This window comes from Marinomonas sp. FW-1 (assembly GCF_005222245.1).
Taxonomy (GTDB): domain Bacteria; phylum Pseudomonadota; class Gammaproteobacteria; order Pseudomonadales; family Marinomonadaceae; genus Marinomonas; species Marinomonas alcarazii.
This window is the reverse complement of sequence record NZ_CP025987.1, coordinates 2,483,001-2,494,882: the sequence shown is the minus strand read 5'-3', so window position 1 is coordinate 2,494,882 and position 11,882 is coordinate 2,483,001. Positions and strand designations below refer to the sequence as shown.

Below are 11,882 nucleotides of genomic sequence, written 5' to 3'. Positions count from 1 at the left end.
AGCCGAAAAAAATTAAGGAACCACGAAAATACTGAAGGGGTACAACGTGAACAAATCTGAATTGATTGATGCTATTGCAGCTTCTGCTGATTTATCTAAAGCTTCTGCTAGCAATGCTCTTGACGCAACACTAAAAGCAATTGAAGCGGCTTTAGCAAAAGGTGACCAGGTTACACTAGTTGGTTTTGGTACTTTTGCAGTTAAAGAACGTGCGGCACGTACAGGCCGTAATCCTCAAACTGGTGAGGAAATCCAAATTAAAGCAGCGAAGGTTCCTGGCTTTAAGGCAGGTAAAGGTCTTAAAGACGCTGTAAACTAATGTTTTTGGAGCAGTAGTTCAGTTGGTTAGAATACCTGCCTGTCACGCAGGGGGTCGCGGGTTCGAGTCCCGTCTGTTCCGCCATTAGACACAAAAGGTGTATTCCAAGCGGAATGCACCTTTTTTATTGGACATTTAATTCACTCATTTGGAGGCAGTAATGCTCCAGGATATCAGAGATAAGTCACAAGGAATTGTGGTAAAGATCATTGTTGGTTTTATCGTTGTGACTTTTGCTCTATTTGGCGTAGATGCCTTGGTTCAAAGTTTTGGTTCATCCGATAAAGTTGCAGAAGTTGATGGTGTTGATATCAGCCGAACGCAAATGCTGCAAGGTGCAGAAACACAACGCAGACAATTAATTTCGATGATGGGTGGGCAAATTAATCCAGCGTTGTTAGAAGACAACTTGCTGCAACGTCGAGCATTGGATGAGCTTATTCAGCGTGCTGTATTATCCAATCAAGCAAAAGAATTAGGCTTGGGTGTTTCTGATGCTCAAGTGAATGCGTATTTATTACAGGCTGAACAGTTTCAAACCAATGGCCAATTTGATGAAAATAAATACCTTAATTTCATTCGCTCACTTGGATTTACACCTCTAGCTTTTAAAGAGCGTATTAAACAAGATGTGCTTATTCAGCAGCCACGCAATGCGATTGCTGGGTCGGAGTTTGTTTTACCGTATCAAGTAGAAGGCGTTTCTAAGCTTCAATCTCAAACAAGATCGTATGATTACGTATCTTTTTCATTGGCTGATGAATCAGAAATCACTAGCGTGACGGATGAAGAACTAAAAGCCTATTACGATGAAAACAAAGACAGCTTTAAGACGCCAGAGCAGGTTAAGCTGAACTATGTTGTGATTTCTAGCTCAGATTTTTACAACAAAGTGAATGTTACTGATACAGAACTTCAAGACGCTTACCAAGCTTTTATCTCAAGCCTGTCTAAAGAAGAAAGGTCTGCGTCACATATCTTGATCGATACATCAGAAAGATCAGACGAAGAAGCGCAAGCACTTATCGATGAAATTCAGGCTAAGTTAAAATCAGGCGCAAGCTTTGCGGATATGGCCGCAGAGTATTCTGATGATATCGGTTCGAAAAATGATGCTGGTAACTTAGGTTATGTTGAGCAAGGCACCATGGGTGATGAATTTGATAAAGTCTTATTTTCTATGAAAAAAGGCGATGTTGAACAGGCTAAAACCCAGTATGGTTATCACCTAATAAAGTTGGATGATATTACCAAGCCAGATGTTCCAAGCTTTGCTTCTAAAAAAGCAGAGTTAGAAGAAAGCCTACGTCAAGATAAAGCCAGAGATGCATTGCTAACAGCGCATGAAGACATCACTGACTTGGCGTATGCCAGCGATAAATTGGATGCAATCTCCAAAGAGTATGGTGTTGATATTCTTCAGAGTGCGTACTTTGGTCGAGAAGGCGGTACTGATGAGATCACCAGTAACCCAGCAGTGATTGCTGCGGCGTACGATGTGACAGTCTTGGAAGATGGTCAAAATAGTAGTCTGATTGAGCTTAACGATGACCAAGTGGTTGTTGTGCACTTGAATGATCACAAGCCAGAATCCTTCCAAACGTACGATGAGACGAAAGAGCAGGTTGCTTCTATCGTTGTGCAGAAGAAGGCATTGGAATCGTTGAAGGCTAAAGCTGAAAAAGTGAAAGAATCTAATTCAGCGTCATGGACTTCTGTTGAAGCGGCTAAGCGCGGGCAAGACGAAATTACTTCGTTGGCTTTTGCATTGCCACACCCAGAAGCAAATGCCCCTGTTGAGAGTATCGAAAACCTATCTAACGGTGATTTGGTTTTGATTCGCTTAAATGAGGTTTCAGTTGGTGATTTGACACTTTCTGATGATCAGAAATTGGCTTACGAGCGCTACCTAAACCAAACTCAAGCGAGTTTGAATACGCAAGCTCAGCAAAATCTATTAAAGAATAATGCGGAAATCGAGCGTTAATCGCTCGATGTATTTCTTGCAATAGATTGATAACAAACTAAAAAGCCACTTCAATTTGAAGTGGCTTTTTTATTGGGCGTTAGTTTTTGCTTAGTATCGATTAGCTGTACGCTATTTGTTGGCGCAAGATCTCAGCCAATCATTGGATGGGACGAAGAATGCTTGTCCTGTTGTTGCTTGGGTGTACTTCATTAAGTGGTCTGTGTTGCCGTTCTCGTCACCTTTCACCATGCTTTCTAACATCATGTTAAAAATAACAGGGGTTTTGCTGTAGCTGGCAAACATTAGGCCTTTTTCTGTTAAAGACGCAAAGGGCATGCTATGACGTAAAATTTCCAAAGAATTGCCGTTCTCATCTTTCAATGACGTACGTTTGGTATGAGCGTGAACAGACTTTTCGGCTGAAGGGTATTCTTGGTTCGTATGTTTGGTGCGTCCATAGATATCTTCTTGGGTTTTTAAGTCTTCTTGTTCCCATTTTTCCAGATCATGAACAAAGCGCATCAGATTAAAATACGAACCTTGTTTAAAGCTAGGGTCTTCATCGCCAACGAGGGCAACGGCTTTACGCTGTTCACCCGCTGGGTTTTCTGTGCCATCTACAAAACCTGTTAAGTCTCGGTTATCCAGATATTTAAAGCAGCTGACTTCATCGACTAGAATAACGCTTTTTCCAAGCGCTTTAAAAAGAATGCTAGCCAATTGGTAAGTGACATCATGACGAGAAGAGCGAATATGCAGAACCAAGTCAACGTCCGTTGGTAGCAGTTCGATGTCTTTGCCTGTGATATGAGGAAAAGGCGCAAGAAACTTTGGTCGCTCAGTGTCTAATTCGTCCCATATTAAGCTGCTAAGGCCTACAGCGGCGTGAAGTTCAGCATCTGGGAATTGTGCTTGAAGTCCTTCAATAAGTTCAGGAGCGGCCGCTAGGGCGCTTTTAAGGCTGCTAATTTCGGATCTATTTGCATTCAGTGTAATAAAAAGAGCATCACTTGAAGCTTCGGCAACAATGCCGGATTGATATGGTGTCATCATGGTGGTCCTTTTAGGCAATAGCATTCATTAAAAATTGGGATAGAGTGTTTTTAGTTGACTGGCTTTAGAGGGCTTTTCTTGCCCGCTTGTAAATTCTTCTAAAGCATCTGCCAGTGGTTCACCTTGCCACTCGTGCGCCGGATTATTCGAATAAAGCATGATTTCAGCTTCCATCAGCAGTTGTGTAACTTGTACTGATGTTAGGCGTTTGATGTCATCTACGCTGCGTATTTCATCATCTCCCCAGCGGTGGCGAGCCCACTCTAATAGGCTTGGTCTTAACGATTGTAAGTTGTCTTGCTGGCAACAAGCGATTAATGCTTTATAAGCGCTTTCTTCGTTCACTGTGCTCAGAGGAGCAAACTCTTGCAGTGTCGGCACATCATGGTCTGTATTCACGTCTTGCTTTTTACGTTTTAGCCAAATGAACAGCCATGCGCCTAGCAAAAGAACAGTCAAAATCAGCAAGCCACTAATAAGGTAGTCACGCAGTGATTTACCCTCGCTTGATGGGGTTGGTAGCAAGTCGGGTTGCGGTTCTGTTTTGGTAGGCTCAACCGCCTTTTTAGCTAAAGAGATGGGCGCGACAGACCGACTTTGCGCTGGTAAAGGGTCACTGATTGTTGGCTTGTTGCTTGTTGTTGCGCCATCGGACTGAGCAGAACTGTTGGGAAGAGGGGCAATATCAATAGTGTCGGTTGAGGCACTCGCGACACTAATGGCTCTTTCGTCAGTGTTCCAGTAGGTAATGTTTATATCAGGCAGCGATAATTTCCCTTCCTCGGTTGGCACAACTTCAACTACGATTGTTTGATTCCCCGTCACGCCCGCTGCATTTTTTTGGTTGCTAAACTGAGGTGGTTTTGGATACAGCTTGTAGTTACGAGTGCTATTAAAATCCAGTGTTGGAATCTGCTCTGGTAGCGCCCCTTCGGCTTTGATATCAATTGTCCAAATTAATGTGTCACCCACGCGTGGCGCATCGTTTGTTTTATCCAAACTGGTCGATACCGTTACTTTTTTACTTGGTAGCCAAGCGTCGCCTGTAAAGCTTGCTGGAATAGGAGTGACTTGAAGGTTAAGAGGCTCACTTTGCACCTTAATCATTCGTCGTCCTGTCGATGTATTTATCATCGCCTGAATAGTTTGTGGTGGAATAGTGAGTTGCCCGCTGCGTTGCGGAAAAGCTAAATATTCACGAGTAATAACCTGATATTGTGTGCCATTAACGGTTTGATAATCCACTTGATCATCAATCAGTCTTTCTAACACAAGGTCTGGATGTGATGGCACTGAGCGATTTGCATTTTGTAAGGCCACAGAAGTATAAAGTTTGACGCTTAAAATGACTTCTTGCTGTAGGTAAGGCTCTACTTCAGACACTTCCGTTTTGATCATCACGGGCGGATTGCCATTGCCATCCAAAAGCTGAGGCGAACTTTTTACGGTCAAGCGAATGGGTTGAGATTCAAGGTCGCCTATTTTGATAGGAGGGATTTCAACCGTACCAACGGATTTTGGCATCAAGGTAATAACCCAAAAATTAAGGGCCGTACTCGTGCCTAAATTAAAGCTAAATTGACTGTTTTGGCTTTTACCTAAAATTTCGAAGTCGCGCTCTAGTGGCGTCAGGTCAGGGCCGTTGCCTGTATCTGAGAAGTCAGCACGAAGAGTCAGTTGAACAACTTCGTTTTCATTGGCAACATTTTTATTAAGAGAAGCGGTAACGCTGGCGGCATGAAGTGAGCTTGATACTATAATAAAAAGCAAAGTTGTCATTAGTGAGACAAACAAGCGATGTGGCTTGTTTTGCGATATTAATGAAAGAAGGTATTGCTTCATTACCATGGGTTTTGCCCATCCTCTTGCGAAAATCTATTTTCATTGCGTTTTTCTTGGTGTAAATACCAGAGCTTACGCTGCAGTAGCAATCCTGGGTCGTCTTGGATTTGTCTTAGCCACTGGTTAAGTGCCTGCGTTTTTTCTTTATCTAGCTGAGCTTTTTCTGACTCGCTTGGCTCTGGCTCGTCTGAGTTTTCATTTTGCTTATTATCCTCAGGAGTTTTGGTGTTGTCTTGTTTTTCGTTATTTTTATCGTCTTTTTTTGCTTCTTGCTCATCTTTTGAGTCATTTTGGTCACTAGAATCGGATTGCTTGTCCTGATTCTTGTCTTGGTTCTGTTGTTTAGACTTTTGTTGCTCTTTTTGTTGTTGGTCTTTCTTCTGCTGTTCTTGCTGCTGTTTCTTTAAATACTCAAGATTCTCTTTGGCGGCTTTTAACGATGGGTCTTGCTCTAGGGCTTTTTCATAAGCCTGTATGGCTTGGTCGGTTTCGCCGGATAATGCTAAAGCATTGCCTAGATTGTAATTATCTGCGGCATTTCTATTTAAGTTGTTCAGTTGTTTAACGGCTTCTGGGTAGTTTTCTAATGCGTACGACGAAGCGGCTTTCCATTCTGGCTGTTGAAAGTATTGATCAGCCGCTTGCCAATTACCTTGATCGACCGCTTGTTGGCCTTTTTGATCGGGGGTTAGAAACCAATCCAGTGGGTCTGCGTATGATTTGTCAGAAGGAAAGTACAGCACACTTAGCAGCAGCATAAAGAGCATGCCTTTTCTAAACTGGAAGGCCAGCCAAAGCAAAAAGGGCAGGGCAAACCAGTGGCCTTGCTCTATCCAATGAATGCTTTTGTTTTGCGCTTTCTGAGTCTGCTCATTGCTCAATGCGGTATCTGTTATGTCGGCTAACGACTGAGGTGTCAAACGTCCTTGATAAAAGCGGCCGCCAAGTGAGGTGGTTAACGCTTTTAAATTGTCGACCGGGGTTGTAGGCATGACATTTCGGCCATTTTTTCTCAGGATCTGCCCATCTGGTAATTTAATGATGGAGGCGTTTTGGGTTCCGACGGCAATCAGGTCTAGTTGTATGTTTTTGCCCTTAAGTAACGCGGGAATAGTGTTCTGGTCTTGTTCGCTTAAGTCATCGGTTAACACAATAAGATGCACAGGTTCGGCACTATTTGGACTAAGCGATAAGGCAGATTCGATGCCACTGGTTAAGTTGCTGCCGTATACCGGCATAATAAGCGGATCTAATGCGAGTAAAAAATGGGTAATGGTCTCTCTGTCTTGGCTAAAAGGGCTAATGACAAAGCCTTCGCCCGCAAATGCGACTAAAGCTATTTCGCCTTCCTTGCTATTGTCTAATATGTCTCGAATGGTTTGCTTTAGTTGGGTTTGACGATTGGGTTTAAGGTCTGTGGCGTACATTGACATAGACTGGTCGACAACCAAGATTGTTTTTTGGGTGTTTTCAAACATGGTGCTTGGGGCTTTGGTCCAACTAATGCCTGCTAGCCCGATCCAGCATAATGAAACGGCGGCGAATCCGAGCCATTTATTTATGTTGCTGGCCGTATTTTTGTAGACCAAATGTTGCATTAGGCGTTGGTCAACCACCTTATTAAGAGTGCGGCTGTTGGCGCTTTTGGTCGTAACTAAGAACGCTATTAATAAGGTGATTGGTAATAAAATAAGCCATAAAGGGCGTTCAAAATGAATAATGTCAAAAAGTATCATGCTTGATCTCCTCGATGAGGTGCGCTGCTACGGCGAGAAGATTTTTTAAATTGAAGTTGTTGGCTAGCAAGTAGCGACAACACTAAAAAGACGAGAGAGCCAAGACCTAACCAATGGAACAAACTGGTTAAGGGTCGTTGCCAAATATCTTCGGTAGGTGTGGGTTCTAGTGCGTCCAGCGTTTGATAAATGGCTTGTAAATCTTGCGTACTCTTGGCGCGGAAATATTCGCCTCCGGTTTGAGCGGCAATATTCTTTAGTAGTGTTTCGTCTAGATCGGTAGATGGGTTAATGGCTTTTGGGCCAAAGAAACTTTGTACGATCATGCTGTCTGCGCCAATCCCTATGGTGTGAACACGGACATTTTGCGACGCTGCAAATGCAGCGGCTTGTAGAGGTTGCACCCGTCCTGCCGTGTTTGCGCCATCGGTCATTAAAATCAGCACTTTTTTATCGGATGGTTTGTCTTCGAGCCTTTTAATGCTCAATCCAATCGCGTCGCCAATGGCCGTTTGTTCGCCGGCAAAGCCGATCTGAGCTTCTTGAACCAATTGGTTGATCGTCTTGGTATCAAAACTTAATGGCGCTTGAAGGTAGGCTTTTGAGCCAAATACAATGACCCCAATACGGTCGCCACGGCGCGCTTGGATAAAGTCGGATAAGACCGATTTGGCGGCCTCTAATCGGTTTGCAGGTTGGTCATTCAAAGTCATATCACTGACTTGCATGCTGCCAGATAGATCCAGAGCAATCAGCAAATCACGACCCGACGGGGTTACTTTTGTCGGCTCACCCAGCCACACAGGTTGAGTGATTGCCAAGACCAATAAAACCCAAGACATGATCAAGCACAGGTAGCCAAGGCTAGGGCGCTTGCTGATGGCTTTGTTATCTTGATGATTAATAACGTGTTCGCTGTTTCCCCACCAAATACCATCTCCTTTTGGTTTGGCTTTGGGGAGAAAATACATAATAACAGGCAAGGGTAAAAGCAGGAGAAACCAAGGCCAAGACAATTCAAGCATGGTGCTTCCTTATCCAGTAACAAGTGTATTTAATCATGGTGCTGCGTTGTTCTTGGGTTAACTCAATTTGGTTTCTATAAGGGCCGTCAATAAACTCGCCGGCAAGTGAGGCAAACTGACGTTTTTTCGGCATAGAAGCATCCAATGAAGAAAACAGCGTGTGGCTTGGGAGGGCAGCGGTTTCGATTTTGCCTTCACTTATTAAACAGCGTCTAACCATTTCATGGCAAAGCTCAATGCACTCTTTATCCGTTAGGTCGTTCGCGTTTTTGCGAATGTTCGATAAGGCTTCTCGCCGATAAGCTTGCTTTTGGTGGCGTCGATACCACAAAACGAGCAAGCCAATAACGACGAGAGCAATGGCCGCGACAACCAGCCAAGTCCACCAAGCTGGTGGCCACATAGGAATAGATTGAGGCAACATATACGCTTTGTTTGGTAAGTCGATTGCCTGTGTTTGCGCTTGTGATTGTAAAGGAGTCAGTGCCGCAGACATCAGTGAAGCGCTCCTTGTGATAGTAAATAGCGGGCGATTTTCTCTGGTGATTCGGTGATATCAAATATTTGATGGCGAATACCAAAAGAGGCCAGCTTTTTACGCATTAGCGTATTTTGGCTGAAAAAGTCCGCTTTGGCTTGCTGCATGCTTTTCTTGCTAATCGAAACAGTTCTTATGCCTTTAGTGTCTGCCATTTGATATTGCCCAGAGGGTAAATTAAAGGCGTTGCTGTCGATGATTTGGATCCAGTGCACGGTATTATGTTCCGCCAGCTTCATTAGCGCACTTTCTTCATCTTGATTCCAGCTTTGCTTATCCGTCAATATGATCACGTCTTTGTTGTGAGCTTTACTGGTCAGCAGGAAATTAGACCAAATGCTGGAAGCGCTGCTGCCCTTGACTCTATTGTCAACTATCGAGGCCTCTTTAAGGGCGTTCAGCAATATTGGCAGAGTCCCTGATTTATTGCTGGCAAAGTCTTGGTTTCCATAAGCGATCCGATAAGACAAAGTGTCGCCTTGTTGTTTGGAACGCCATGCAATAATGCCAGCTAATTGGATAAAGCGAGTAGAGATAAAAGTATGACGCGTACCAAAATACGCGCTGCTGGATAGGTCCAATAACAAAAGTCGCTGGTGGTCATTTTCCTGTGCATACAAACGCGTATGCGCTTGGCCTGTTCGCGCGGTTACCCGCCAATCTATATGGCGTAAATCATCACTGGCTTGGTAGGCGCGAAGCTCAAGCATTTCCATGCCATGACCTTTTTGTCGTGAGCGACGCTCGCCATTATTCGTCGCAAAACGAATGGCTTTGGGGGCGCGTCCTAAATGTTTGGCATAATTCGCCAACAGAGCAAAATGGGCGTCATCTAGCTCTGGAGATTCAGGTGATAATAATGGGCTCATCGTACTGGCTGCCTTGTATTGCGATTCTTTAAACTACAGCGCTGGAACGTGGCTAATCAATCGCTTCAATAAATCATCAACGGATAAACCGGCGGCTTGTGCTTCGAACGTAGTAATAATGCGATGGCGCAACACGGGCAAAGCAATCTGACGAACATCATCAGGTGTAACAAAGTCTCTGCCATTTAATAAGGCATTGGCGCGAGCGCAACGATCTAGAGCCAAAGTACCACGTGGACTAGCACCAAATTCAATTAAGTTTGTGCCCTTGCCGGCGTCGCCTAAATACAGTTCTGGTTGTCTGGTCGCCATAACCAGCTGGACTATGTATTGTTCAACACTTTCTGACATATACAAAGACAAAGCTTTATGTTGAAGTTCCAGAATGTCGCTGGGCTGGCAAAGAGGCTGTGACTTGCTTGCCGAGGTTTTATGTAGGTCTTGTTGACGAACCAACCGCAGTACTTCCAATTCGCTAGCGGCACTTGGGTAACCTAGATTGATCTTCATCATAAAGCGGTCAAGTTGAGCCTCTGGCAAAGGATAAGTGCCTTCTTGCTCAATGGGGTTTTGGGTCGCAATAACAAAAAATAAAGACGAAAGCGGGTAGCTGTGATTCCCGACTGTGACTTGTCCTTCGCCCATGGCTTCGAGCAATGCCGATTGCACTTTGGCTGGCGCGCGGTTTATTTCGTCCGCAAGCACAATGTCGTTCATGATAGGGCCGGGGATAAAACTAAACTGACCTGTTTCTTGCTGATAAACATCAGACCCAGTGACATCGCCTGGTAAAAGGTCTGGTGTGAATTGAATGCGTTGAAAACGGCTGTTTATAGAGCTGGCCAATGCTTTGGCTGCTGTAGTTTTGGCTATGCCTGGAGGCCCTTCTAACAGCACATGGCCATTGGCGATTAAAGCGACAAGTAGTTCATGAGTTAAATCTGGTTGGCCGACAACGGCGTGATTTAGGTGATCTTTTAATTGCTCAATTACAGTTACCATTGAACCAAGGTTCCTTATACTTCTGTCAATAAAAGTGTCAACGCAATATAATAGTCTTCATCTTATCGGATTCAAATCTTTACGCACAGAGCGTTCTCTGTAAGGGTAACGTAAGTACAGGACGAAAAAATGGCAAAACTTGTATTAAATGTGGCTTTGCCCGCGTTTAAATATGAAGCTATGTACGCAGGTTCAGCAAAAAACTTAGTAGCAAACTGTCTAGATGGACGTAAAGTTCAGTTGCCATTGTCGGCTTTTCAGCGGTTCGTCACCCATGAAGGGATTTATGGTTTTTTTGAAGTAGAATTTGACGATAGAAATAAACTGATTGCCGTCACTAAAATTAGATAGTCTAAGATTAGACAGCGTAAAGTTATATAGATCGAATTAGATAACATTATTAAATAGCAAAGCTCAGATAAAGTATGTACCTGACCTTAACTGCCAAGGAGCCCTAACAATGTACCAACTTGCTCGCTCGTTACTTTTTAAATTGGACCCAGAAGTGTCCCATGAATTGTCATTGGATCTTCTTGCAGCAAGCAGTCGATTGGGGTTGAACAGATTTCTAGGCGGTTTACCTGCGACTAAGCCTGTCGACGTTATGGGATTGCGCTTTCCTAACGCGGTTGGCTTGGCAGCAGGTTTAGACAAAAATGCTGACGCTTTCGAAGCCTTGGGCGCATTAGGTTTTGGTTTTGTGGAAGTCGGAACCGTGACGCCAAAAGGGCAAGCAGGTAATCCGAAACCGCGTTTGTTTCGTTTGCCAGAGCATGACGCCATTATTAACCGCATGGGGTTTAACAACAAAGGTGTTGATCACCTAGTTTCGCGTATTAAATCCCATCGTTACCCAGGGATATTGGGCGTCAATATTGGCAAGAATCTAACGACCTCAGTAGACGACGCCGCCGCCGATTATTTGACCTGTTTAGAAAACGTAATTCCATTCGCAGATTACATTACGGCGAACATCAGCTCACCCAATACTCCTGGCCTTCGTAGCCTGCAATTTGGTGAAAGTTTGGCTCAGCTTATTGCGCCTCTAATTGTTGCTCGCGACCGTTATGAAGCCGAACATGGTAAGCGTGTTCCATTAGCAGTGAAAATTGCCCCTGATATGACGGACGATGAAATTAAAATGGTGGCAGACACACTGGTTGAGCAGGGCGTTGATGGTATCATTGCCACCAATACCACCTTGTCTCGTGAAGCGGTGCAAGGTCATAGGTTCGAAAAAGAAGCGGGTGGTTTGAGCGGCGCGCCAGTACGTGATGCATCGACTCATGTAGTAAGAACCTTAACGGAACACCTGAAAGACACCTTGCCAGTGATTGGTGTAGGCGGTATTTCAAGTGGCGCAGACGCTGTTGAAAAGCTGCAAGCTGGGGCACGATTAGTACAAATTTACTCAGGCTTTATTTACCAAGGCCCAGAGTTAATCAAGGAAGCGATAGCAAGCACTGATGCTTATTACCGAGAGCTTGATCTGGGTATTTAATAATATCGAACTAAAAGCAAGGCGCGTA

At 44.2% G+C, this 11,882-nt stretch carries 11 protein-coding genes and 1 tRNA gene; 5 read left to right on the top strand and 7 right to left on the bottom strand.

Annotation, left to right across the window (positions count from 1 at the left end; translation table 11 throughout):
- Window positions 1–46 precede the first annotated feature (46 nt).
- From C1X04_RS11655 to C1X04_RS11645, 3 genes are all read left to right on the top strand, one after another.
- Window positions 47–319 carry an HU family DNA-binding protein gene (locus C1X04_RS11655; RefSeq protein WP_012069435.1) on the top strand — a complete coding sequence of 91 codons (273 nt, stop codon included), beginning with the start codon at window positions 47–49 and terminating at the stop codon, window positions 317–319.
- Between the two features lie 7 nt (window positions 320–326).
- Window positions 327–403, top strand: a tRNA-Asp gene (locus C1X04_RS11650).
- 76 nt (window positions 404–479) lie between these two features.
- Window positions 480–2,306: a SurA N-terminal domain-containing protein gene (locus C1X04_RS11645; protein WP_137170015.1), complete on the top strand. Its 1,827-nt coding sequence runs from the start codon at window positions 480–482 to the stop codon at window positions 2,304–2,306.
- Window positions 2,307–2,417: 111 nt separating this feature from the next.
- Here C1X04_RS11645 and C1X04_RS11640 read toward each other — a convergent pair whose 3' ends face one another.
- From C1X04_RS11640 to C1X04_RS11610, 7 genes are read right to left on the bottom strand one after another with little or no spacing between them, the layout of a single operon-like run.
- Window positions 2,418–3,338: a Dyp-type peroxidase gene (locus C1X04_RS11640; protein ID WP_368073949.1), complete on the bottom strand. Its 921-nt coding sequence runs from the start codon at window positions 3,336–3,338 to the stop codon at window positions 2,418–2,420.
- 30 nt (window positions 3,339–3,368) lie between these two features.
- On the bottom strand, window positions 3,369–5,189 hold the full coding sequence (locus C1X04_RS11635; RefSeq protein WP_137170013.1) for a BatD family protein: 1,821 nt from the start codon (window positions 5,187–5,189) through the stop codon (window positions 3,369–3,371).
- The gene (locus C1X04_RS11630) at window positions 5,183–6,919 is read right to left on the bottom strand and encodes a VWA domain-containing protein (protein WP_137170012.1); all 1,737 of its coding nucleotides are present in this window, start codon (window positions 6,917–6,919) and stop codon (window positions 5,183–5,185) included. The genes C1X04_RS11635 and C1X04_RS11630 overlap by 7 nt, the downstream gene beginning before the upstream one ends.
- Entirely contained in the window at window positions 6,916–7,944 is a 1,029-nt protein-coding gene (locus C1X04_RS11625; protein WP_137170011.1) for a VWA domain-containing protein, read from the bottom strand. Before C1X04_RS11625 ends, C1X04_RS11630 begins: the two co-directional genes overlap by 4 nt.
- Entirely contained in the window at window positions 7,937–8,440 is a 504-nt protein-coding gene (locus C1X04_RS11620; protein WP_137170010.1) for a DUF4381 domain-containing protein, read from the bottom strand. Before C1X04_RS11620 ends, C1X04_RS11625 begins: the two co-directional genes overlap by 8 nt.
- Entirely contained in the window at window positions 8,440–9,351 is a 912-nt protein-coding gene (locus C1X04_RS11615) for a DUF58 domain-containing protein (protein ID WP_137170009.1), read from the bottom strand. Before C1X04_RS11615 ends, C1X04_RS11620 begins: the two co-directional genes overlap by 1 nt.
- A gap of 33 nt (window positions 9,352–9,384) precedes the next feature.
- The gene (locus tag C1X04_RS11610) at window positions 9,385–10,371 is read right to left on the bottom strand and encodes a MoxR family ATPase (RefSeq protein ID WP_342767503.1); all 987 of its coding nucleotides are present in this window, start codon (window positions 10,369–10,371) and stop codon (window positions 9,385–9,387) included.
- Between the two features lie 111 nt (window positions 10,372–10,482).
- Between C1X04_RS11610 and C1X04_RS11605 the strand changes: the two genes are divergently transcribed.
- Complete coding sequence (locus C1X04_RS11605; protein WP_137170008.1) at window positions 10,483–10,704, top strand: DUF2835 family protein; 222 nt, start codon at window positions 10,483–10,485, stop codon at window positions 10,702–10,704.
- Between the two features lie 109 nt (window positions 10,705–10,813).
- The gene (locus C1X04_RS11600; protein WP_110573462.1) at window positions 10,814–11,854 is read left to right on the top strand and encodes a quinone-dependent dihydroorotate dehydrogenase; all 1,041 of its coding nucleotides are present in this window, start codon (window positions 10,814–10,816) and stop codon (window positions 11,852–11,854) included.
- The last annotated feature ends 28 nt before the right edge of the window (window positions 11,855–11,882 follow it).

Bases quoted from the DNA above. Each gene is read 5' to 3' on its own strand.
- C1X04_RS11615 (WP_137170009.1), bottom strand. From the start codon at position 9,351: ATGAGCCCATTATTATCACCTGAATCTCCAGAGCTAGATGACGCCCAT.
- C1X04_RS11605 (WP_137170008.1), top strand. From the start codon at position 10,483: ATGGCAAAACTTGTATTAAATGTGGCTTTGCCCGCGTTTAAATATGAA.
- C1X04_RS11600 (WP_110573462.1), top strand. From the start codon at position 10,814: ATGTACCAACTTGCTCGCTCGTTACTTTTTAAATTGGACCCAGAAGTG.
- C1X04_RS11645 (WP_137170015.1), top strand. From the start codon at position 480: ATGCTCCAGGATATCAGAGATAAGTCACAAGGAATTGTGGTAAAGATC.
- C1X04_RS11635 (WP_137170013.1), bottom strand. From the start codon at position 5,189: ATGGTAATGAAGCAATACCTTCTTTCATTAATATCGCAAAACAAGCCA.
- C1X04_RS11625 (WP_137170011.1), bottom strand. From the start codon at position 7,944: ATGCTTGAATTGTCTTGGCCTTGGTTTCTCCTGCTTTTACCCTTGCCT.
- C1X04_RS11630 (WP_137170012.1), bottom strand. From the start codon at position 6,919: ATGATACTTTTTGACATTATTCATTTTGAACGCCCTTTATGGCTTATT.
- C1X04_RS11640 (WP_368073949.1), bottom strand. From the start codon at position 3,338: ATGACACCATATCAATCCGGCATTGTTGCCGAAGCTTCAAGTGATGCT.
- C1X04_RS11620 (WP_137170010.1), bottom strand. From the start codon at position 8,440: ATGTCTGCGGCACTGACTCCTTTACAATCACAAGCGCAAACACAGGCA.